Annotated in this window: 23 protein-coding genes and 1 pseudogene; 16 read left to right on the top strand and 8 right to left on the bottom strand. The window is 43.7% G+C overall.

The features are described 5' to 3' along the window. Positions 1–8: 8 nt before the first annotated feature. Positions 9–1,955 (top strand): sensor histidine kinase, encoded by a 1,947-nt coding sequence (locus JMX98_RS04485; protein WP_201584940.1) that lies wholly within the window; start codon positions 9–11, stop codon positions 1,953–1,955. Positions 1,956–2,080: 125 nt separating this feature from the next. Here JMX98_RS04485 and JMX98_RS04480 read toward each other — a convergent pair whose 3' ends face one another. Then, complete coding sequence (locus JMX98_RS04480) at positions 2,081–3,247, bottom strand: D-alanyl-D-alanine carboxypeptidase family protein (RefSeq protein WP_192994755.1); 1,167 nt, start codon at positions 3,245–3,247, stop codon at positions 2,081–2,083. Positions 3,248–3,833: 586 nt separating this feature from the next. Continuing rightward, on the bottom strand, positions 3,834–4,268 hold the full coding sequence (locus tag JMX98_RS04475) for an MCR_0457 family protein (RefSeq protein ID WP_201584939.1): 435 nt from the start codon (positions 4,266–4,268) through the stop codon (positions 3,834–3,836). Positions 4,269–4,919: 651 nt separating this feature from the next. On the opposite strand from JMX98_RS04475, the gene surE reads away from it, so the two are divergent. The 10 genes and pseudogenes from surE to modB all read left to right on the top strand — a co-directional run bounded on the left by surE (position 4,920) and on the right by modB (position 13,560). Continuing rightward, the gene (gene surE / locus JMX98_RS04470; RefSeq protein WP_201584938.1) at positions 4,920–5,816 is read left to right on the top strand and encodes a 5'/3'-nucleotidase SurE; all 897 of its coding nucleotides are present in this window, start codon (positions 4,920–4,922) and stop codon (positions 5,814–5,816) included. Between the two features lie 163 nt (positions 5,817–5,979). After that, complete coding sequence (locus JMX98_RS04465) at positions 5,980–6,780, top strand: M23 family metallopeptidase (protein WP_100749137.1); 801 nt, start codon at positions 5,980–5,982, stop codon at positions 6,778–6,780. 219 nt (positions 6,781–6,999) lie between these two features. Then, positions 7,000–8,304 carry a lytic murein transglycosylase gene (locus JMX98_RS04460; protein WP_201584937.1) on the top strand — a complete coding sequence of 435 codons (1,305 nt, stop codon included), beginning with the start codon at positions 7,000–7,002 and terminating at the stop codon, positions 8,302–8,304. 248 nt (positions 8,305–8,552) lie between these two features. After that, positions 8,553–9,857 carry a gephyrin-like molybdotransferase Glp gene (gene glp / locus JMX98_RS04455; protein ID WP_201584936.1) on the top strand — a complete coding sequence of 435 codons (1,305 nt, stop codon included), beginning with the start codon at positions 8,553–8,555 and terminating at the stop codon, positions 9,855–9,857. A 67-nt stretch (positions 9,858–9,924) separates the two neighbouring features. Further along, positions 9,925–10,038, top strand: a pseudogene (locus JMX98_RS14285) (GTP 3',8-cyclase MoaA); the annotation flags it as partial. A gap of 60 nt (positions 10,039–10,098) precedes the next feature. Beyond that, the gene (gene moaB, locus JMX98_RS04450) at positions 10,099–10,638 is read left to right on the top strand and encodes a molybdenum cofactor biosynthesis protein B (RefSeq protein ID WP_201584934.1); all 540 of its coding nucleotides are present in this window, start codon (positions 10,099–10,101) and stop codon (positions 10,636–10,638) included. Beyond that, positions 10,631–11,407 carry a molybdenum cofactor guanylyltransferase gene (locus JMX98_RS04445; RefSeq protein ID WP_201584932.1) on the top strand — a complete coding sequence of 259 codons (777 nt, stop codon included), beginning with the start codon at positions 10,631–10,633 and terminating at the stop codon, positions 11,405–11,407. Before moaB ends, JMX98_RS04445 begins: the two co-directional genes overlap by 8 nt. Positions 11,408–11,515: 108 nt before the next feature. Next, a complete protein-coding gene (locus JMX98_RS04440) occupies positions 11,516–11,980 on the top strand; it encodes a molybdenum cofactor biosynthesis protein MoaE (RefSeq protein WP_413786513.1) in 465 nt (154 codons plus the stop codon). Next, positions 11,973–12,812, top strand: coding sequence for a molybdate ABC transporter substrate-binding protein (gene modA, locus JMX98_RS04435; protein ID WP_201584930.1), 840 nt, complete (start codon positions 11,973–11,975; stop codon positions 12,810–12,812). Before JMX98_RS04440 ends, modA begins: the two co-directional genes overlap by 8 nt. A 46-nt stretch (positions 12,813–12,858) precedes the next feature. Continuing rightward, a complete protein-coding gene (gene modB, locus JMX98_RS04430; RefSeq protein ID WP_201584929.1) occupies positions 12,859–13,560 on the top strand; it encodes a molybdate ABC transporter permease subunit in 702 nt (233 codons plus the stop codon). Positions 13,561–14,779: 1,219 nt separating this feature from the next. On the opposite strand, the gene JMX98_RS04425 is transcribed toward modB, so the two are convergent. Next, positions 14,780–16,096 (bottom strand): serpin family protein, encoded by a 1,317-nt coding sequence (locus JMX98_RS04425; protein ID WP_201584928.1) that lies wholly within the window; start codon positions 16,094–16,096, stop codon positions 14,780–14,782. 216 nt (positions 16,097–16,312) lie between these two features. Between JMX98_RS04425 and JMX98_RS04420 the strand changes: the two genes are divergently transcribed. Further along, positions 16,313–17,200: a hypothetical protein gene (locus tag JMX98_RS04420; RefSeq protein ID WP_201584927.1), complete on the top strand. Its 888-nt coding sequence runs from the start codon at positions 16,313–16,315 to the stop codon at positions 17,198–17,200. 250 nt (positions 17,201–17,450) lie between these two features. Further along, positions 17,451–17,738 (top strand): hypothetical protein, encoded by a 288-nt coding sequence (locus tag JMX98_RS04415; protein ID WP_144296579.1) that lies wholly within the window; start codon positions 17,451–17,453, stop codon positions 17,736–17,738. A gap of 87 nt (positions 17,739–17,825) precedes the next feature. Here the strand turns inward: JMX98_RS04415 and JMX98_RS04410 are convergent, their stop codons facing one another. The 4 genes from JMX98_RS04410 to JMX98_RS04395 form a co-directional block, all read right to left on the bottom strand. Further along, a complete protein-coding gene (locus tag JMX98_RS04410; protein WP_201584926.1) occupies positions 17,826–18,797 on the bottom strand; it encodes a tetratricopeptide repeat protein in 972 nt (323 codons plus the stop codon). Between the two features lie 131 nt (positions 18,798–18,928). Next, complete coding sequence (locus JMX98_RS04405) at positions 18,929–19,777, bottom strand: hypothetical protein (protein WP_201584924.1); 849 nt, start codon at positions 19,775–19,777, stop codon at positions 18,929–18,931. Then, positions 19,774–20,289, bottom strand: a complete 516-nt coding sequence (locus tag JMX98_RS04400) for a hypothetical protein (RefSeq protein WP_068405430.1) — start codon at positions 20,287–20,289, stop codon at positions 19,774–19,776. The genes JMX98_RS04405 and JMX98_RS04400 overlap by 4 nt, the downstream gene beginning before the upstream one ends. 11 nt (positions 20,290–20,300) lie before the next feature. After that, the gene (locus tag JMX98_RS04395; protein WP_201584923.1) at positions 20,301–21,665 is read right to left on the bottom strand and encodes a serpin family protein; all 1,365 of its coding nucleotides are present in this window, start codon (positions 21,663–21,665) and stop codon (positions 20,301–20,303) included. 127 nt (positions 21,666–21,792) lie between these two features. On the opposite strand from JMX98_RS04395, the gene JMX98_RS04390 reads away from it, so the two are divergent. Both JMX98_RS04390 and JMX98_RS04385 read left to right on the top strand, forming a co-directional pair. Then, positions 21,793–22,083 (top strand): hypothetical protein, encoded by a 291-nt coding sequence (locus tag JMX98_RS04390; protein WP_201584922.1) that lies wholly within the window; start codon positions 21,793–21,795, stop codon positions 22,081–22,083. A 364-nt stretch (positions 22,084–22,447) separates the two neighbouring features. Continuing rightward, positions 22,448–22,774: a hypothetical protein gene (locus tag JMX98_RS04385; RefSeq protein ID WP_201584921.1), complete on the top strand. Its 327-nt coding sequence runs from the start codon at positions 22,448–22,450 to the stop codon at positions 22,772–22,774. Between the two features lie 5 nt (positions 22,775–22,779). On the opposite strand, the gene JMX98_RS04380 is transcribed toward JMX98_RS04385, so the two are convergent. Next, a complete protein-coding gene (locus JMX98_RS04380) occupies positions 22,780–22,971 on the bottom strand; it encodes a hypothetical protein (RefSeq protein ID WP_201584920.1) in 192 nt (63 codons plus the stop codon). A gap of 147 nt (positions 22,972–23,118) precedes the next feature. On the opposite strand from JMX98_RS04380, the gene JMX98_RS04375 reads away from it, so the two are divergent. After that, positions 23,119–23,380 (top strand): helix-turn-helix domain-containing protein (locus JMX98_RS04375; RefSeq protein ID WP_201584919.1); only part of this gene is annotated, 262 nt, incomplete at its 3' end.

Genomic DNA, 23,380 nt, shown 5'->3' with positions numbered 1-23,380 from the left:
TGAGTGATATGAACAGCCCTCGATCTCGCACCATTCCTATGCTTATCTGGCGCTCTGTCGTACAGGCCATTACGCTGGCTGTGTTGGCAGGGTTTATATTGTCTTTTGTCTATGGTCTGACTTATCATTACAAAGAAACGCATCGGCATATAGATCAGCTTGCCGCGGTATTGACCGCCAGCGCCTCGACAGCAGAAGGGGCAGATATCGTAGCGGAGCAAGTTGCCTTTTTATTAGAAAATGAGCCAAGTATTCAGAGTATTTTATTTTACTCAACCCCTCAGCCTATCAGTGATACCAGTCAATCTAGAGGCGATTGGAAAAACGCCCTGTTTGCCGATACGGTCAGCTTTAATTACCCAGTCGTTAGCAATGACTTGCAACCAGACAGTCTCACTATTGCCGCTACATTCTCTGATGCTGATGGTTTACCGCGCCAGTCATCAGACGTAGCGGCGTCCTCAAGCACCACAAAAAATGCCAATAGTACGCTGGTCGGTTATATTAATATCACCTTAGATGTCAATAAACTGCGCGCAAGCTGGTTTCAAAGCAATGCTTTATGGTGGCTGGTTACGATTTTGCTGGCTGTGGTCTGGGCGCTGTATATCTTACGCAAGCTCAACTGGCCGGTTAGAGATTTGGACGCGCTCACTGAAGTATGCGACATCATCATTAGGACGCCTGAGCTTGAAAAACTGCCCGTTATCGCTCAGCATTTTAATTTTCAGGAGCTGGCGCAAATCAAGCAGGCTTTGATTGTACTGTTTAAACGCTTGCAAGACATCAAACAAGACTATGAAGCGGTGGCGATCTTTGAGCAGCAGCTGCACAGCAAGGATGTATCGCTCGATGTGCAGCTGCATAATTTTCAGAGCATGATAACCCACGAGCTAAAAACCTCATTAAATGCCATTGTCGGCGGCTTACAACTGCTAGATTATGAAACGCTGAGCCGAGAGCAAAAAGACGCGGTCGATATCATCAGTAGTGGCAGTGACAAGCTGGTATCTTCGCTTGAGCATATCATTCAGTTGAATCAGATACAAAAAGGTCAGATGACCATTCATCTTAGTGAGTTTAACCCACTACAGCTGATCGCTGATCTGTTGGCAGAGTTTGAGCCTGTCGCTAAACGTAAGGGGTTAGAGCTGACTAGCCAAGTGCATCATATAGATTATGGCCTACAAGGTGATGTAAAAAAGATACAGCAAATACTCTCGATTTTGCTAAGTAATGCCATTAAGTTTACCTCAGCGGGGCAGGTTACCATTACCTCGCAGCTCACGCATTTTGATAAAAGTAATCGCTGGCAGATTAGCGTAAAAGACACGGGCATCGGCATCGATAATAATCACATCGACGATATTTTTAATCCGTTTTTTCAGGTGGATTCGTCACAAACGCGGCAATACGAAGGCTCAGGGATAGGCTTACCCGTCGTCAAACAAATGGCCCAGCTGATGGGAGCGAGTATCGATGTCCATAGTGAGCTGGGCGTTGGTACAGAGTTTGTCTTGACCATTCCTCTGCCCAACCAACAGCAAGTCCATCAGCAGCAAGTGCTGGCGGGGCTGAGTATTATTTACTATTATTATCACGAAGCGGGATTTTTGGTGGAAGAGCTTGAGCGGTTAGGCGCGCAGGTGATCTGCCATCAGCATGAGCAGCTGGCGCTAGATGAGATGCGCCACAAAAAAATCGACATAGTGATGTTTGCAGAAGACGTGTATCCTGCGAGGGCAGAGGCATTGGCCACTCGTATTCGTCAGATAGAAAACGCTGATATCACCCATCGGGCGCTATTGATATACTGGTATCCAAAACACCACGTGCGCAGCTTAGAGAGCTTTGAGCATGGGCTAAAAGCCGCTGGTGTCGACTATTGCCACATGGTGACATATAGTGACAAAGGGTTGAGCGATTTGATAAAACGCTGGCTCGTTTGGACATGATATGGTGGGATTAATTACAGACATGGCGAGATGAGTGTGATACTACAAGCCTTGATTTTATGCAAACAAAAAAAGACGCTCCGGTAGATGAGCGTCTTTTTTTGTATATAAGTTATGCCAAGTGCTTAAAAAAAGCTTTGTACCCAGCGAACCACACGCTGCCAAGTGCGGCTCAAAAATCCTGATTGTTCGATGTCACTGGTGGCAATAACAGGCACGGATGCTACTGCTTTGCCGTCGATGACCGCCATCATTTTACCGATGTTTTGTCCTTTTTTAATGGGGGCTTCTAAACTTTCGGGGATGTCGACCACGGTGGTGATTTTGTTTTTTTGCGTCTTACTGGTCAGTATTTGCAGGTTATCACCTGTGACCAGTTCAATTTCGTCGGTCTCGCCAAACCAGACTGGTACCTTACTGACAAACTGCCCAGCAGGTGCTTTGGTGACGGTGGTAAAGTGCCCAAAACCCCAGTTAAGCAGCTCGCGCGACTGGTCGGCACGGGCTTGCGGGCTTTCGGTGCCCATGATCACAGAAATCAGACGCATGCCATCACGTTTGCTCGAGGCGGCCAAGCAGTAGCCTGCAGCATCTGTATGCCCGGTTTTTAGACCGTCGACCGTGGGGTCAGTCGCTAGTAGGGCGTTGCGGTTGCCTTGTGTGATGCCATTGTAGGTAAACTCTTTTTCGGCATACAAGCCATAGTAGTCGCCGCTGTTTTTGATGATGGCGCGCGATAGCTTGGCCAAGTCCAGCGCTGAAGCTCTATGGCCTTCGTCAGGCATACCTGTCGAGTTGACAAAATGGGTGTTTTCCATGCCCAGCTTTTCTGCTTGCTCATTCATCAAGATGGCAAACGAGGCTTCGCTACCAGCGATATGCTCTGCCATGGCTTTTGAAGCATCATTACCAGATTGAATGATGATGCCGCGCAGCATGTCGAGGACACTGGCGGTTTTATTGACAGGGACGTACATACAAGACTGACTGCTACTGCCGCGGCACCACGCATTTGGGCTCATCAGCACTTGATCGTCTTCTTTTAGGTCGCCTGAGGCGAGGCGCTGCTCGATGATGTAGCTGGTCATCATTTTTGTCAAAGATGCTGGTGGTAGCGCTTCATTGGCGTTTTTTTGTGCCAAGATTTCACCAGTGTTGTAGTCCATTAATACATAGGCGGTATTGTCCATCTCGGGTGGCTGAATGGCGGCATTTGCCATCATCGCACTCATAGAAACACTTACACCAACGACCAGCTGTACCAGCTGATTTTTTACACGCTTTACTGTCATATATCGTTACACCGCATCATAAAACCAAAGGTATCTGCCGCTTGCGACTCGCCCCAAACCTCGGTCATTTTTTTCGTATGTCTTAAATATTATATTCAAAAACAAGGGATTAATGATGGCAGTGACGATGGTGCGACAGACATAAAATTAACGCCTTATCTTAGCAAAATGATAACCGATGGGGAATCGATAACTGCAAAAAATAAGGCACCACCAAAAATAAAAAGCCCTGCTTGTATCTATGTTCGCTTATTGCGTTTATCACGTAACTCAGGCTGTCTTCACCTATCTATAAGGTATCTTAAAAAACAAACCCAGCGTGATCTTCGGTTGCAAAAAAGCCTGCTGCATGGCCCATCTTCTGGCAATACAGCAAGCTTTTATGTCATCTATCACTCGTCAGAAAAATATTAAAGACATTAAAAATCTTGACGCTTTGTCTCGCTCTAGACGCCCGCTTGTGTCGTTTTTTATTGTCGTTGATGATCAATGTTATTTTGGCGTCAAAAGCACAGTGGCACGTTTTTGTTTATTTTTTTAAATCGTCTGTCTTATCATGCTTATCATAAGTGGTGATGAGGGGGTACTAGTATTCAGCATTGGCCAAATCTTCGCACAGCGCTCGGTTGTCTTGCTTAGAAAACCCCATCGTCCAGCTACGGATGCCTTGGAGAATTTGGCGATAGTCTTGCTGCGTTGATAGGTATTGAATCGCCGCTTTGGGGTCTTCTAGTGACGGCATCAGCTCGTGCAACTGCACGTTATAAGACTTATAAAAACGCTGTTTTTGCTTACCGTTTAGCATTGGCGGACAAATCTCTGAAAGCACTTGCATCACAGCGATTTCATGTTTGGTGATGTTGATGCCAGACATGTCTAGAGGAATGGTCGTCGCAGCATTGTTTGCCGCATAGGAGGCTTGAGACAGTATGGCAACAGACGTTATCAGTCCTGCAAGACCTACCTTGGATGCGGTCTTCGCTAGCACAGAAGCTATAGATAATATCGATTGATTTTTCATTCTGTATTACACTCGCTTATCTTTATTTAATGGTCATATGTTAATGGGTAAAAAAACAAAAGTCACATAAAATATTGATTTATGTGTAGATATATTGTGAGCCAAAGCCATTTTGCAGCAACATATCAGCAGCATCGTCAGCTAAGTTACGTCCGCCTAAAAGTATAAGTTTGTATTGTAGTGCGTTGTTGCCTATTGTAACCTAATGGCAAGTTTTTGCTTATCATTTAATCTGTACTGTCGGTACGACGCTCTGCCATAAATAGTTCAGGATAATTCTGCTAAAGCTGTAAAGTCTTGAATACTGTAGGCTGTGAGCCTTCATATTTGTATCTATTGCATCTATGGTTTGGTCTGCTATGTGTGCGGCAGTGTATGATTGGGGTATAATCGCCATTTATTTTTGCCCTTTTGCTTTTTTGCGCTTTTACTTACGATACCAGCAGGGCGCGCTGATGATCTTTACCAGGGGTAGTGAGTTAGCACAATTTATAGGCATAAGGAAGAAGGTATCCTTGGGCGATAAATTTTACCAATCAACCGTTTTCATAATGGCCTATCATCTAAGCAATGCTGCGCCGAGTATAGCAATATTATGACAAAAAGGCTGAAAAGCAGACAAACGGTCAAAGACAAAAACAACGAGCAAATATGAGATTTTTACTTAGCAATGATGATGGCGTACACGCGCCAGGACTATTGGCATTGGCTCAGGCACTATCGACCATCGGTGAGGTAGTCGTCGTCGCCCCAAGCGAAGAGCAAAGTGGCTGCGCAAGCTCGCTTAGTGTCTCAAAGCCGCTGTATGCTCATCAGTTGCCGTCAGGTTTTGTCGCTGTCAATGGCTCTCCTGCCGACTGTATTTATCTGGCATTGCACGAGCTGTACCGTGATACGGACTTTGATTGTATCGTTACCGGCATCAATTCAGGCGCCAATTTGGGACAAGATGTCTTGTTTTCTGGTACCTTTGGCGCGGCATTGACCGCTCAGATTTTTGGTATACCCGCGATTGCCACTTCTTTGGTAGGCGGCGGTGTCAAAGGAAAAAAGGCAGGCAAACGACGAGGGCAAGAGGATGCCAGTCACTATAAAGTGGCTGCTGAGGAGATTGCCAAGCTCATTCGTGAGACCGCTATTTTGTCGATGTGTAAAAGTTTGCCCTATCACGTATTAAACGTTAATATTCCTGATGTGCACAGTAGTGCTGAGATAAAAGGCCGAAAAATCACCACGCTTGGCCATGCTCAGATTGCGCGCCCCGTCCATCACATGGTAGATCCGCGCGGGCGAGATGCGTATTGGCTGTCGTTACGCAAACGCAAAAACGCCCACGCCGCATCAGTGCTACATGACGAGGAGGGTGACGAAACGACCCGATTACTAGATCGTCAGGCGCTTAACCCCTTATACCAGCAAACCTATGAGGTGGCAGGTGTGATGAACGATGATAAAGCCGTGGCCGAAAACTATATCAGCCTATCGCCTGTGCGATTGCACCATGCGCCAAAAGCTGCGTTAGAGACGTTGTCGAGTTTGGCCTTATGAAGATAATTGAGGCGATAAAGGCAAGAGTAATAGCACAAATCATAGACAGCTGAGGTCTGTGGCCATAGGGTAGATAACCCAAAAAGCATAATACGTATGAGTGGCACACAAACCACTCAATGAGACAAAAACTGATGAGTGAGAGAAAGAATAGGAACCTTGTATGAAAAAGCTTAACACAGGATCGCACCTTGCAACGTCGGTGTTGATTGGTAGCATGGCCGCCGCTGCGCTAACGATGGTAGGCTGTGCCACCAAACCTACTTATCAGACAGCAAACCAAGCTGCGCCCAAGATCATCACCAACGCACAAGGGGTTCCTAACTACCATTTGGTCCAGCGCGGTGATACCGTCAGCCAAATCGCCGCCCGTTATCGCCTAAATTATCGTCAAATTGGCGCGATCAATGGCTTAGATAGCAAATACACCATCTATAGTGGCCAATGGCTAAAGCTCTGGCAAGGACAGCCAAATGCTGCCAATAACAATCGCTATAACGCGCCTGCTCAGACACGGCCACAGCCTACTTACAACCCGCCTGTCACCAGCACACCTACTAACACCAGCCCTGTCTATGAAGTCACGGCAAACGCCACGTCAGGCTATGAGTACCCGAGCCGCAACCAAGTGACACGTAACTTTGATGCGGCGGCTGGCACAATGGGCATGTGGTTTGCTGGCAATATCGGCGACCCTGTACTGGCGAGCCAATCAGGGACAGTGCTATATGCAGGTAACGGTCTGCCTGAATATGGCAATCTGATCATGATTCGTCATAGTGACAACTATATCACCGCCTACGCTCACAATAGCCAGCTTTTGGTTAAAGAAGGGGACGCGGTGCAGCGAGGCCAACGTATTGCCAATATGGGGAGTAGTGGCCAAACCAATCAAGTGGGCCTGGAGTTTCAAGTACGCTTAAATGGCAACCCTATTGATCCACGGGCAGTATTGGGACGTTAGTCTTTGTCAGTGCCATGATTGATTGTGCAGCACGGCCTAGCATTGCTGCTCTACCGCTGCTGGTTTTTATTTGCTAAGTTATCCCAAGCCCTAAAAAGATGATAAGCGACTGATGAGCGATATGTTGATGAGTGGTATATAGTTACTCTATGCTTATTACTCTGATTTTTGGTAACGGTATGGCTTACCGATAGTACTTATTCACACCTGAGACTTCTTATGATTTTAAAAAAACACTATATTGCTCTTTTCCCAGCGCTAGTCATGGTGGGCTGTACCAGCCAGCAAGCGATGCAAAAACCTAGCAAACCTGTGCGTCAGGCTAACGTGCAGATTACTCAAACTCAGACCATTCAGGTCAAGCCGACCCCCAAGCCTGCTGTCAAACCCCAGCCAGTCGCAAAACCAAGCTATGGCAGTTTTTCTGACTGGAAGTCGGATTTTTCTATGCGCGCCATGGCGTCAGGTCATGATGCACAGACCATCCGCCGCCTGCTAGATTTGGCTTATCTCAATCAGCAAGTCATCTCTTTAGACTCAGGGCAGCCTGAGTTTTCTAAAATGCCGTGGGAGTATGTGGATTCGGCGGTATCAGACGGCAGAGTCAGCACAGGTAAGCGTAAGTTTGCAGAGCAGCGGGCGTTTTTGTCCCAGTTACAGTCGCAGTATGGCGTCAATGCCGAAATCATCGCGGCAATATGGGGGATGGAGTCTTCTTATGGCGCGGTGACGGGCAACAGTAGCATTCCAAGCTCGCTTGCCAGCCTTGCCTATGACGGTCGTCGCCAAGAGTTTGCCGAAACTCAGTTGTTGTCGCTTGCTTCGTTATTGCAGCGCGGCGATGTGTCATGGTCACAGCTTGATGGTTCTTGGGCGGGCGGCATGGGGCAAACCCAATTCATCCCTGATACTTGGCTCAAACAAGGGGTAGATGGCGATGGTGATGGTCACCGCAACCCTTGGGCAACGGGAGATGCATTGGCGTCTACTGCCAATTATCTGAGTAACTCAGGCTGGGTACGCGGCTTAGCGCCTTTTTATGAGGTGAGGATTCCTGCATCTTTTGATTATGCCGTTGTTGGCAGCAAACAGTCGGCGGCCAGATGGGCGGCGCTTGGTATCGATACCATCGATGATGTGTCTTTGGATGCCAATACCCAGATGGAGTTGTGGCTACCGGCTGGCAAAGATGGTCCTGCACTGCTGCTCAGTCCCAATTTTGATGTGATCAAAGTCTATAATAATTCATCAAGCTATGCCCTAGGGGTCAGCTTGTTGGGCAAAGCGCTGGCAGGGCAAGGCGGTCTATATAAATCATGGCCACGTTATGAGCGCCCATTATCGACTGTGCAAGTACGCAATCTCCAGCAGCGCCTGACCAGCATGGGTTACGATACCAAAGGTGCTGACGGTATCGTAGGCACCAATACGCGTAGGGCGTTTCAGCGTTGGCAAGCAGATAATGGCCAGATGCCAGATGGCTTTATTACTCAGCGCAGTGCTGCAAGCCTAGCCTCATGGTGAGCTAGGCTGTTAAACTGGCTGTGTCATCTGGTTGGCTATTAATATTAAGCTGTTAAAGAAGGCATTTTGCTCACGTTCTTGCTAGGCTCTACAGTAAGCCGTTAACAACTACAACAAAAAGCACCTTATTAGGTGCTTTTTTTGCGCTAATCTAGGATTGCTATATCAGCTATAGTCAATCTGATACGCGAGAAAAATAGCTGCTCATTGAGCGATTTAATAGCCGTCAAAAAAAAGAGTACCCTTTTATGATTAACATGGAAGCCTTGCAATTAGCGATAAAAGCGCGCGTAGAAGATTACAATAATAATGATTTTTCTCTAAGGCAAAGAGATGTTAGGACGTGCGCTTTGCAAGACAGCGGCAATCAAATACTGGCGCAAGATATCGCCTCGGCTTTTGATATACCCAGACAAAACCTATCGTCGATGGATGGTTATGCTATCGCGCAAGGCAGCGAACTATCGGCAGATAGCACTATCGAGATCATCGGTGAGTCACAAGCGGGCAGCGCTTATACAGATCGGCTTGTAGCAGGGCAAGGCGTACGGATTTTTACAGGGGCGGTGGTGCCTGATAGCTGCGATACTGTCATCATGCAAGAAAACACCAACTTTGCAAAAATAAAAGGCACAATCGACAAAGCAAAGCCTTATCGGGTAACACTGACCCAAGCGGCCAAAGTGGATAGCAATATTCGCCGGCAAGGCGAAGAGATAGAGGCAGGTGAAGCGGTATTGACAGTCGGTAAGCGCATAAACCCTGCTGATATTAGCCTACTTGCAAGCTTAGGTATCAGCCAAGTCAGCGTTTTTGCACCGCTTATCGTCGGGCTACTGGCAACGGGCGATGAGCTGGTGGCTGTCGGTGATGAGCTGACAAGTCTAGCGCAAATATACAACTCCAACACCCCAACGTTAAAGACTTTGCTGGCTGGTTTGCCGATTATCATTTGCGACTACGGCATTATCCCTGATGATTTGGATAAGACCACGACTGCTATTAATGAGGCTATGCAAGACTGTGATGTGCTAATCTCGACCGCTGGCGTGTCGGTGGGTGATTATGATTTTTTGACTACCGTCATCGAGCAGCTCGGGCAAATTAACCATTACAAAGTGGCAATGAAGCCTGGTAAGCCTTTTGTGTTTGGGGAGCTTGCTAAAGATTTGGATAAACCAGTACTGTACTTTGGCTTACCTGGTAACCCCTTATCGACAGTCGTTGGTACGCTACAGTTTGTGCTACCGGCACTATGGCAACTATCAGGCGCGCGCGTATCTGAGCAGCCGATGCAAATGCATATCAAGGCTAAACTAACAAACGACATCAAAAAATCAGTCGGTCGCAAAGATTTTCAGCGCGGCGTATTGACGCAAAACGCTGCAGGCGAGTATGAAGTGGAGTGTTTTGCCAGGCAGCAGTCGCATAGAATCAAACAGCTTAGCCTCTCCAACTGCTTTGTCGTGTTGGATAAAGACAGTGGTGATGTCGTAGCAGGTAGTAGAGTTACGGTGCAACCTTTTCCTTGGCTCCATCAGGTGGATAGATGAGACGTATAAATCGCAATTGGCAGTAAATTATGAATGATGACAAGCTTAGCATCGGCCGTGCTCAACCGACTATATCAAGGACCGACCCGTTACTTATCGCTTTATAGAATTTATGCAGACAAGCGACAACAGCGATCTGTTTTTTGCCCAGCATGCGCATTCGGATAGTATTATCGATTATCGGTGGGTAGGTCAGTTGTCACTTTTTTGATTATTTAAATCTGTATGTGAAGAAGTTTTTATGAGTAAGCCTGCCGCCCACTTTATACCGCTTAATATTGCTATTTTAACGGCTTCTGACAGTCGTACGCTGGCAGAAGATACTTCGGGTCAGTACTTAGCAGACAGCCTGACCGAGGCAGGTCATAACTTGGCTGATCGCAAGCTCATTAGCGATGATATTTATCAGATACGAGCAGTGATTAGCGGCTGGATTGCCGATCCAAACGTGCATGCGGTGATTACCACAGGCGGTACGGGGTTTTTTATCAGAGATAGCATGCCAGAGGCGGTGAAGGTCTTATTTGATAAATCGATCGATGGTTTTGGTGAGATGTTCCGCCTGATCTCAAAAGAGGAGATTGGCATGTCAACCGTGCAGTCGCGCGCCGTTGCAGGCATGGCAAATCATACCGGTATTTTTTGTTTGCCAGGCTCATCGGGCGCGTGCCGTACAGGGTGGAAGAGTATCTTAAAAGAGCAGCTCGATAGCCGTACGCGTCCGTGCAACTTTGTACCGCATTTTATGGCACAAAACCCGACTCATAATTCACATGACTGACTTTATAAAAGACTCAGCTCATTTGGCAGGCGTGGTCATTTTGGCAGGCGGCGCGTCCACACGGATGGGCGCGGCAAAAGCCCAGCTTAGATTGCCGACAGGTGAGCGTCTGCTGGATTATCACGTCAGACACACGCTGAATTTGGCTACGTTTGATACTGGTAACAATAAAAGCATCCCTATTATGATTGCTGATAATGGTCGCGGGTTTGACATTGATTCAGCTTTAAAGAATAGCAACCCGCAAGCCGCTATCATGCACATTGCTGATTATACTAGTGCTGATAGTCAAGATAAAAACCAAAATGAGAAGATTAATAAAAAGATTGATGATAAGATCAAGACGGGCGGGGCATTGGTCGCTATCGAGTCGGCTTTGCAAACGGTAATAAAGTCTCAATCATTAAATGCGTTAACAGAAAACCAGTCATTATGGTTATTGGTGATTAGCTGTGACAGCTTGATACCAGCCACCGACTTATGGCAAAAGTTGCAGCCGATAGCGACTCAAATAACCAAAAACCAAGCAGCTGATAAAAAGGTGATTTGCTTAGCTGATGACAGTCATTTATATCCGCTGTTAGGGCTTTATCCATTAAGCCTTGAGCCTGATTTAAAGGCCTATATCGATAATGGTGCGCGGCGAGTTATGCCCTTTATCACACCTTATTTACAAGCGGTATCCTTTCCAAACAATTGGCAGTATTTGACCAACTTTAATACGCCCACTGACTTTGAGCGCGCCTGCCACTCGCTAAGCACTCTATAGCGTGGTATTTATCACCCCAGTCGCAGGCGGCTAGGTAAGGGGGTAGAGATAGTAAGTAGAAACCATGAGTAGAGATAACATATGATAGACAACGTCCACAGCCATTCTATGACCATCAAACGCAGCGTTGATGAGGTCTATGCCATTGCACAGCGTGATGGCTTTGCATTGTTAGATATCGCCATAGACGAGGATAGATTGAAACGCACGTTGGACGATGACAGCTGCGGTGCGTTTGTTTGCTTTGAAGGGCGAGTGCGTAATCATAATAATGCCACCAGCGTTGAGCGCTTGAGCTACTACGGCTATGAGGATTTGGCGCTAAACCAAGGCCGCGCCATTATAGAAGAAGCCAAAAAGCGTTTTGAGATCACTCATGCCATAGCGATACACCGCATCGGCGCATTAGAGATTGGCGATGTGGCGGTATGGGTAGGGGTGGTCTCTGCCCATCGCTATCCAGCGTTTGATGCCTGCCGCTGGATACTCGATGCCATTAAGGCCGATATTCCTGTGTGGAAGCAAGAGTATTACGAGGATGCGCCCTCTAAATGGCTGAGCAACAATGGTTAAAGTAGCCGTTTTATGTGGGGCGCTATTGGCCTTAAGTGCTTGTACAGCAGATAACAGTACGAATGCAGAATCGGCGACTGCGACAAGTGCTGAGCACCAAACCTTACGTATCGCTGCGGCAGCCAACTTATCTGATGTCTTACCCAGCATTATTGACAGTTATCAGGTGGATCATAGGGTTTCTGATAGTACCTCTGACAAAAGCGACTTAGATATTGACGTTACTTACGCGTCATCTGGTAAGCTCTATGCTCAGATAAAGGCAGGCGCGCCCTATGATTTGTATTTGTCTGCCAATCAAGCATTCCCTCAAAAGCTTGCTGATAAGATTCCCAAAGATAGTACGACGCATCAACCTTTTACCTATACGCAAGGTCAGCTGGCGCTATATAGCGTCAACAAACCTTTGGATGAATTTAGTCCAAAAGCGCTGAGTGATATGTTGATAAGCGACAGCAGTAGCAAGATTGCTATCGCCAGTCCTGAGCTTGCACCTTATGGCGCGTCGGCACAGTCTTACTTGCAGGCGCAAAAGTTATATGACCCTTTAGTGCAGCAAAAACGCATAATACAAGCAGAAAACATCGGGCAAGCCTTTCAATACGCGCATACAGGCAGCGTGGATTATGGCTTTGTCGCGCAATCACAAATTAGCGCTATCAATGCGAAACCTGAGCAATTTATTACCTTAGCGCCTGAGTCTTATCCGGCTATTTTGCAAGATGGTATTATTATTAATAATACAGTCCCAGCAGCGGCGTTTACTGATTACTTGCGCTCGGATGCAGGACAACAGCACTTCGCGCAAGCAGGCTACCTGCCTATTCAGTAATCCGTTAGACTAAACTCTCTATCTATAAAACGAGCCGTGACATTATATGATCGATCAGTCTCTTATGTCAGATATGCTCAGTCCATTTTGGGTGAGTATTAAGCTCGCTTTTGTCACGACCTTGTGCTTACTGTTGTTTGCGACCCCTGTTGCTTATTGGCTTGCCAAACCAAGTCGAAAGAAGGCAGTTGGGCGTCTTAAAATTCTGCTCATGGGCATCATTGCCATGCCTCTGGTGCTCCCGCCTACGGTTATTGGCTTTTATTTATTATTACTGCTAAGTCCAAATATGGGTATCGGTAAATGGCTGATTGAGCACAATATTAGTCCGCTTATTTTTACCTTTGAAGGTCTAGTGGTTGGGTCTATTATTTACTCACTGCCTTTTTATATACAGCCAGTGTATGCACAGTTTTTGCGTATTCCCCAAAGTGTCACGGAAGTCGCGCATCTGTTAGAACCTAGTCGTCTGCGCCGCTTCGTCAAGGTAGCCTTACCGCAAGCGCGCGTGGGTATTATTTTGGGTAGTTTGATCAGTTTTGCTCATACCATTGGTGAGTTTGGCGTGGTGCTCATGATAGGGGGGAGTATCTCAGGTGAGACTAAGGTAGTGTCGATTGCGATATACGAGCAAGTAGAAGCGCTCAACTATGAGGCGGCGCACATGATGTCTGGTATTTTGATTATCATGGGAGTAGTGATGGTGGCGTTGATTGCTAGTGTGAGTCGCATGAGCCAGCGTCCATAGTACTAAAATACCTGCACGCCCGTTGGATGATTATAACTATTGCAAATACAAAATAGATGCTTATCGAGAGGTAATTATATTAGAAGGAACATAGACAAAAAACGCAGACACAAAAAAACCTCAAACAAGCTAATGTTTGAGGCGAAACTTGCTCAGACTTAATATCTGAATTTGTTTTAAATATGGCGCAGCGGACGGGACTCGAACCCGCGACCCCCGGCGTGACAGGCTAGAACCACTAAACTATTTAAAAGAATCTTAAAGTATATTAACCTGTAGTACTATATATATCAAGGAATATAATCAATAGATAGCTATGACGTTTAGCACAATTTAAGATATTTTATATGAGTCACATACCTTATTTTGGTCACTAAAAATGTGTAATTATTCAATATTTATATTCGTTAAATGTCGAATAATTATACTTACGTTTTTACGTGTATTATTTATATTACCGTTTTTAAATTATTTATTTATTAAAGCTATCTGGAAAATCAGCTTTTAAAGTTTAAGTAATGGTCTATCCAGTTCAGCTACCAAGCCACCTTTTATCTAATTATCTGATCGGTAATATTCGCGTTAGGATAAAAAAATACAGTATTGCCAAGATAAAGCTCATTTCCAATTTATAAGATTTTTCTTCAAAGGTAAGAGTATCAGTATCCGCATCCTAAGAAAAAGAAGTGACCGCTAGCACCAGTAAACAAGTATTATTTTTGGTCGTCACCTCATTATCTCTAGATATAGCAAGAGAGTTATTAATAACTGCCAAATATCTAGAACCCATAGCCGTGAATCGGCCATCATATTTTGTGGGAAACTAAGTGGCAATTTGCAACGGCTGCTTAACTTCTATAACGACTGGTATTTGTATGAACAACTTGAAGATTCTCTAAGCTCTGAGTAGCGCGCCCTGAAAGTAATAGGAGGGCTAAGAGTGCGGTGAGTAAAAGGGGATGATCTGGAAATGGTACTCCTAAACTCTTAAGACTGTATAGTTAAAGTATCTTAAAAGCACCACGGTACTGCTGATATCAATTTTTCTCGCTTGCTGAGCCTGCGCAGACAGAGGCTACGAAAAATTAACATCAGCAGTGCGCTATGTATCGACATTACTTTTCTCTGGCTATACGCACATGCACGTGTAAGCAAGATGTCGGAGTGAACGCTTAACTGGTGTATGAATCTACCCGTATCACAATTGGACTACCTGAAATTAAGGCTCATTCACTTGCCCTAAGAATAATATCGCATCGGTTTTATTGTCTATAATCATAAAAATAAACGGATGATCGGCTGTAAATGTGCTGGTATTCACATAGTATCCCCGTGATATAGGCGAAATTGTAATACCTGTACTTGCTGCCGCTTTAGTGCCTTTTTCATCGACTTCCACCACGGCTTTATGAACAATAGCATCGACAGACAACGGGATATTTTGACTGAATAAGCTAAAGTTCGCCTCACTACTAAAAGCCTTTGCCATACCCATCGTTGCTAATAGACTATCCATTGTATAGCTTTCTTCTAACTTAAATTTTGGCAGATCAAGTATGACCTCATGCTTGACTAAATTATTATTCCACTGGCTAATCTGCTTGGCATTTAGCGTGTTTACCACTCTTTGCATAGCAATCTTATCTTTTGCTTTTGGTAATACGACCATCATAGACAGCTCGTCACCTTTGTAAGGCAGTTGCACCACTTGCACCTGCGCATCTTCTGTGTAGGCATAAGGGGCTTGCTCATGCATCATATCGACATCGATGCTAGAACCATCAAATGTATTGAAAGGGCGTTTTTTACTAGGGGCAAAAGACGTTTTCCAATCCCCTTTAAAGTAAACGGCATTGGTCAATACCGTGACGGTATTGGTATCGATACTACTTGCTGGCAGCACTTCAGGAATCATCTGCTGAGTATAATTAGCAATAGTTTTATTAATGGTCTGACGAGAAGGTTCAGGACTGTTCTTAAAATCAAGAGGGGTGACTTTACCACCGTAATAACGTTGTACGGTGTCCAAGTAGTTTTGGTTGGGACGCAACCCTTGCTGTATCCACAAATCGTTGGCTGTAGCCAGTTGATAATTAGGATTGGGTTTGTTGAACTGCTCATGTAATGCCGCACTGTTCGGATTTAGAACGTTCAGTGAGGGATAGTAAAAAGCCCTCTGTATTTGCGCTTTTGTTTCCCCTTCCGCTGCGACATAGAGCATTGCCATCGCAGTAGATAAGCTATACGGTGAGAAAAATACGTTTTTTTCTGCTTGCTTACTCTGCCCATTTATCTGCTGATACATATCAATGGCAAATTGGTTGTTGGCTTTGACGACTTCAGCAATACCCTCTGCGGTTGAGGTCAAAGTCTTTACCTCAACCGGAGGCACTTGGTTACTAATGGCTGGCTGATTAGGAGTCACCATATCTGTAACCGCACTGGCTTTATTATTTTTCATAGTATTGTTGCAGCCACTAACAATCAATAACAGGCTGCTGATTGCCAATACACTCACTAACTGGCTATTTTGCATAGCTTACTCACTACTTATTCAAAATTAAGATGATGCTATTCTAGTATCATCTCTATACAATCGTTTAGACTAGTTTGGTAAGCGCACTATATTTCCAAGGCGAATTAGTAGCTTTAATAGCAGACAGCTTAATAGTAGATACCTGTATAGGAAACTAATTATCGAGCGTTAAAAATATAAGAAATCATTAACAAACTTAGCAAAGGTAAATGTCTCATGGCTACGATAACTGCAAAAATCTCATTGATACTTTATCTACCCAGCGCTTTATGGTTAGGTGGCTGCTCATCACAAAATACTAGTGCCACTATCACGCCAATTGAACCTGCACAAGCGATTGACAGTCAAATTAAGGACTCTAAAGCAACGTCTGCTTATGGCGACCTCAATGGCGTGGAATTAGTGAAGGACAACCGAGACCCTAAAGATATTCCAGAGGCGGTATTAATTGGTTCTGCTCAGGCTTTAGCTATTGATTCCAAGCATTATGCAATGGCATACGGTGTCAATCATACCGAAGCCATGCGTCAGATGTTAATCCAGCATGATAATGAAGAGCAGAATGAGGCACTACGAAAAGAATTTGGCGATAGGATAGCAAGCATGGGCTTTATTACTGAGCCTGAGTATGGTATTTTGGTGACGTTAACAGGGACTGGTAAGCCACCGCCTGATCGTATCGTATATCGTCCAGCCGATACCCTTAGTGAGCGTGAGACTGTCGCTCAAGCCTATAAAACGATGACACCAGAGGGTATTACACTGACTCAAGCTGAAGTTGATAAGGCAATGGAGCTCATCGAATCACCAACACGTTTTATCGTTAGGTTTGAGGTTAATCCAGCAGCCAAAAACCTAACCGAAGCTGAAAACCAGCTTATGTATGAACGCTCAAAAGAGCTGAATAAACGTATCACTATGATTACAGGTACAAGTTATCGTAGTGATGAGGGTGTATACGTGATTTATGTTCATGAGAATGATGCTAAGTCTGCTGGGCTCAATGAAGAAAAACTCAAGAAAATTGGTGAAGAAGTGATGAGAATGCCAGTTAGGATTGAGTGGCAAAATGGGTATGTCATGAATTCTATGGGCGGCGCATAATCTTCTATAAGTAGAGGAATTAATACTTATATTACTCTCGTGTCAAAAAGCTCTCTGATCTTATCGTTAGCGAACCTAACTAGAAGGATATACGCTACGTACACTAGTGTAGATTATTTTAATAAACTTGGAGTAAGTATCATTGTTCCTTAATTTTAAAGCACCTATGATCTTATCATTCCTGATAATGTCTTCTTGCTCTCAGTTTAATTCTGATTCAAAACAGGAGCAGATATTAGACGAAGAGCCTATGAATGGCAAAATTTTTGAGACAGCTTTATATAGCGGAAACCTTAACTTTAATGAAAATTGCATAATAGTAAGACCTAAAGGAGAAAAAGGTATTCAGTTAGCAATACTGGGAAATAAAGTTATATCTGACGTTACTAAAAATAGCTTAATGTACAAAGGCAAAAAATACACTGAAGGGGATTACATCCAAGTAAGTGGAGGAGGCGTTGTCAATGATATTTCTACATTTAAGAAAGAACATAATCTTGATGAATGTTTTGGTCTAGAAGTTTTTATACCAAATTGAGCTTTTCCCAAACTTTGTGTAACTGCTATTTGCTAACAGGGTATAAGCAGTTACACAAAGTTTGGGAAAGTCTCAATAACCTAGTCTCTACTCATCCTCTGTCCTTATACCCAAGTTTTTACAGCCCAATTGATACCCATTGTCACAAGCCTTAGAAAAGTACTTTTTCGCTATAACTGTATTTTGACGTACGCCTATGCCATTGAGGTACATCATACCAAGGTTATATTGAGATCTAGCATCTCCTTGATTGGCGGCTTTTAGATACCACTTACCGGCTTTAGCATAATCCTGAGGAGCACCTTCGCCATAGCTATAGATTGTTCCAAGTTGGTATTGGGCAGAAACATATCCTTGGTCAGCGGCTTTTGTATACCACTCGATAGCTTTAGGATAATCCTGACGTACCCCTTTACCCTCGTAGTAAGCGTTACCAATGTTGAATTGAGCCTCAACATCGCCTTGGTTAGCTAATTTCTGCCACGCCTCAACGACTTTGGCATCATTTTGACGCACACGTTCGCTCTTTCGATGCGGTACGCCATTAATGAATTTCCTTGGTCCAATTCCTTGGTTAACAGCTTTTATGCTCCACTCTTTATGTTTATCGTAGTCTTCACTTGTACCTGTGCCATCGTAATTGTAGTAAGCCCAAGCAAGTTCGTATTGGGCCTTAGCATAGCCTTGGTTAGCAGATTTCGTGAACCATTCAATAGCTTTAGAGTGATCCTCATCTACCCCTTCGCCATCGTCGTACATGATTGCAAGGTTATATTGAGCAAGATCATATCCTTGGTTGGCAGATTTTGTATACCACTCAATGGCTTTAGCGTTATCCTCGCGTGTACCTTCGCCCTCGTCATACATTACTGCAAGGCTATATTGAGCCTCAGCATCGCCTTGATTAGCTTGTACTGCAATGTCTTCAAATTCTTTTTCAATAGCTGATTTTACGGCTGAAACTACGTTTTGAGAACTACTTATTTGAGTAACAATGGCTTTATGACACCCTGTCAGCAGAATGCCAGTCAGTAAAAATGTTGCTAGCCTTTTTTTCATAGCTGTTCGTCCTGTTCGTTAATCCAGATAACACTACAATTTATCATTTACATGCCTATCGTGATGATCTCAAATACATTATTGGATAGTCTTATTAGGTATACCTTAAAAATGATAACAGCATTACCTTTTTATTCTATAGGGGCTACATCCTCAGTAGCATAACCATCGTAAAATTTTATACGTACTGGTGATTTCATAACTTCTTGACCGATTTTTTTAAGTTGTTCTGGTGTGAACCCTGCTTTTTTTGAATCATCCTCATGCACGTCTATAACAAATAGCCCTTCATCTTCCTTATAACCCATACCTACTAGCATTGGAATACGTTTACGTAATTCTTCATATCGCGCTGCATAGTTGTCTTTTTGTTCTTGAGTGAGTGGCTTGGATTTAGAATTATCGATAAATTTAACTTTAATGGCAGTTGGCTTTTCGATAAGAGATACGGCATTGTCGATATCCGTCTGCGTAATCATAAAGCCTTCTGCACTTATTTTTTTATCCGCTTCTGACAATATAATGGGTTTACCTTCTAATTTATCAGCGTCACGATATATGATGCGATCAGGTGGCGCACCATCACCAAATAGGCTTACGATGAGCACAAACTCTGGCTCATTAGTGAATCCAGCATCGTCCAACCTATCAGAAAATTCTTTTTTGATAGCATCAATCTGCTCTTGGGCATCATTCATGACAAGCATACGGCGCATTGCTTCAACATGGCTAACCTCATATGCTCGTGCATAATGCTTTGCATCTATGGCTAATGCTTGAGCTTTACTCATAGGGGCAACTTGGGTCTCTTTGCTGTCCTGAGCAACGGTAGAAATAGGAATAACTTCTATCGTTTTATCCTCCTTGGGAATTTTAGAGACAATATCAATACTGCTGTCTTCTGTCGATGTACAACCACTAAGCAAGCTACTAGTAATAAGTAGCGTAGCTAGTGTTTTATTCATTTTATGCTTTGTCATAGTAGATCTTCCCGAGGTATGTTAATACCATTCATTAACCAGATTTTTTCAGCTTTACAAGTCGCTAAAGGTGGGTTTTTCCAATCACTGGCAAATGAAGCCATATTTTTATAGTCAGCTTGTGAGCCACCTACTAAAACAGTATCACCAATTTCAAAAATAAATTCATTGATATCGGATATCGTAAAAGGGTCTTGAGTCCAGGTAATATGTGGGCTACTTACAACGAGTAAGAGGTCATCCATATATAAACAGCCATTCTTTGTGTTCAATACCCCATGAGCCGCAGCGGCATCACCCATATCCGAATCAACATCAAGGGCAGTCACATACACCGTTTGCTGCTTGCGCGTGGGTGCTTCGTTTTCAGTAGGTTTGTTGGCAGCACTCTCATCTTCCACTTTAATAGTTTGGGCATTATGATTAGTATTCGTCATTTCAATGACAGGATCGCAGGCTATAACGGATATCAACAATATCGGCACCATATACCATTTAAATTTTGGTTTCATTATTCGCTCTCTTAAGGCTTATTCACCTGACCCAAAAACAATATCGCATCGGTTTTATTGTCTTTAATCATAAACATAAACGGGTGATCGGCTTTAAACGCGACTGGTGGATGCATAGAACCAGATATGTCTACGGCAACGACGCCTGTCGCTGCTGCCGCCTCTGTTCCTATTTCATTAACATCGATCACTGCTTGATGATGAATATCGTCAATGGCGATGGGTGAGCTATCTGCAAACACGTTAAACTTAGCTTGATTCCCAAACGCGCTTGGCATGCCCATATCCGTCAGCACTGCCTTCATCGGGTAGCCTTCATCTATCTTAAACTTTGGTAGATTCAGAAGAATATCTTGCTGCTTTAGACGTTTAGTCCAATCGGTGATTTGTGTCGTCGATAAATTCTTGATGAGCGTCTGCATGGCTAACGGCTCCTTTGACTTTGGTAAAACCACTAGCATCGATAATTCAATTCCCTTATAAGGCAGCTCAACGACTTGTACTTGCTCATCTTCGCTATACCTAAATTCAGTATTCTGGAACATCATATCTACATCACTGCTTGTGCCATTGAAATAATGAAAAGGCATATCACCACTTACCCAGAAACGACTGCTCCAATCCGCTTTAAAATAAACCGCATTGGTCAATATCGCCGAGGTACTTGGCTGGGTACTCTCTTTTGATAGCAGTTCAGGAATCATCTGATTGGTATGTTTGGCTATCTTCTCATTAATCATTTGACGAGACGTTTCGGTGTTGTTTTTAAAATCAAGCGTATTGACCTGCCCACCATAGTAGCGTTTTACCGTATCGATATAGGCTTGGTTGGGAGTACGGCCCTGTTGCAGCCATAAGTCATTAATGGTGTTCAATTTATAGTTTGGGCTGGGTTTGTTAAATTGATTATAGAGGGCGGCACTGTTTGGATTCAGGATGGGTAAAGACGGATAGTAAAAGGTTTTTTGAATTTGCGCTTTGGTGTTCCCCTCCGCTGCGGCATAGAGCATGGCTATAGCACTGGTTAAACTATAAGGTGAGAAAAATACGTTAGCATCCACTTGCTTTGATTGACCATTTAGCTGTTGATACATGGTCACTGCGAATTGGTTGTTAGCGTTAACTACTGCGCTTATACCTTCAGACGTTGAAGCAGAGTCGTCTGCAGCAGTATGGTCATCTTTACTATCGGCTTTAGAGTCCGCTTGCCCTGTAGTCTTGTCTGGCAAGGCAGGTATATTGATGACTGGTTGGGCGGCTTTGGTGTTTACCAAGCTATTATTACAGCCAGTAATGACCAACAATAAGCCACTAAGAGCAAGACTACGGGCGATATGCTTGTTCGTCATAATTTTGATTGGGTTTTTGTTATTCATGGTTTTTTACACTTTTGATATTTGAATGATGCTTTGATTATATACAGGGAGGTAAACTTATTTAGTAAACATATGCTAACAAATTTTGAGATAATAGATGAATCAGCAATAAGCGTATGAGGCGTTGATGAAAAAAATTGTGTTGAAATGGCTGGTTATACTAGCGGTAATGGTTTCCGCAGTTTGGATATTTTTAGATATCGTAAGCGTGAAAGAGACCAAGTCATTTAGTAGCAGTGACGGTGATATTTTCAATAGCCATGCGGCCGATAAAATTTCCAGCTTTCTCACGATCTTTAGTAACCAAGGGAATGAAAAGGAAATATTCTATGAAAAACTTGATAAGCTGGGAAACGTTAATCATGAATTAGACGAAAATGTAGAAGCAGTAGAAGATAAGACCTCTGAAGACAAGTAAGGCTTTGGGAAGTAGTGTTTATTTGTGACGGTGTAAACGTACTTAATTAACTCACTCTATATTTTAATATTAACTCTGGTGACAGTAGAATGCTTAAATGGATTGTGCTTTATATTTTTCTTTGCTTACTCTTCAGATGGCTTATCTTCTCTGACATTACAAAGAGATTTGGCTCTTGGGGCTGGACTTCAGATCAAAACAAACTCTACCTGTCGATTATGTGGCTGTTCTCAACCTGTGTATTTCTGTACGGCATATTCAACAGTAGTTTCCGCAATGCTTTCTTACTAGAATATTTGTTTTAAACGCGTTCATCTTTTTATAATCAGCAAATTATCATTAACACTTCAAATCGGAGCAGGTCATGAAAGCGTTTAATTCATTAGCAATGTGGGAATCCATAAAAAAGACAGTCGGAACCGACAGTTGGGAGAGCTATTTCAATAGACATGGGGCGGACGGTACATTGCTAGATACTGATGACAATGTCAGCTTCATTAATCCAACTAATGATAAAGCCATCAAATTGTCTTATGATCCAAATAAGAACGATCTCATAGATTACTGGCTTAACAGTTTTGGTGATGAAGAGTCAGGCAGTGTTGAGGTACTGAATATTTACTATAGGCATCAACATGAGTCTCTACCGCTTATTGAGCATCTAATAACGGACTGGCTTAATGAGGGTTAACACACTTAAATAAACAGGGTGCAATACGCTTTATTGTCTTTATCAAATTCTTTGCCAAGTAGCTTAACAGGTTTCAATGTCTTTCCGCCGTCGCTTGAGACCATAACCATCAATTCTTGATCTTCAAAAGTATTTAATTCCTCAATAATTTGAGCGATACTTTTTTCTTTAGCGCCCCATTCATGTTGGTTATTCATAGCTATTATCCTCTTTCCAATTATTTAGAGTAGTTTGATCACATAATATAAATTTGACAGTCTTAAAGGCTAAAAAACCGTATGAAGGAAATTTTACTTTTTATCTTTATATTATACCAAACCCAAAATATATAGTATAATCCACTTATGACTATACCAATACATAACCTAGAAGACCATGACTTTGGCAAACACTCAAAGACTGAGCGCAATCCCAGAGCCCGACTACGCCTGCTCATCTTATACCAATATAGTATGGGCAAAGCCACTAACGATATTGCTAAAGACCTCTGCATACATCCTGAAACTGCCAGACGGACATTGAAGCGATATTATGAACGAGGACTTGAAAGTCTCTACGATCGTCATCGTCGAGGTCGTCACAGCAAATTGGCAGAAGCAGACATAG

The sequence above is a fragment of the Psychrobacter sp. HII-4 genome (genome assembly GCF_904846595.1).
Classification (GTDB): domain Bacteria; phylum Pseudomonadota; class Gammaproteobacteria; order Pseudomonadales; family Moraxellaceae; genus Psychrobacter; species Psychrobacter celer.
This window is presented reverse-complemented; position numbering and strand designations above follow the sequence as displayed.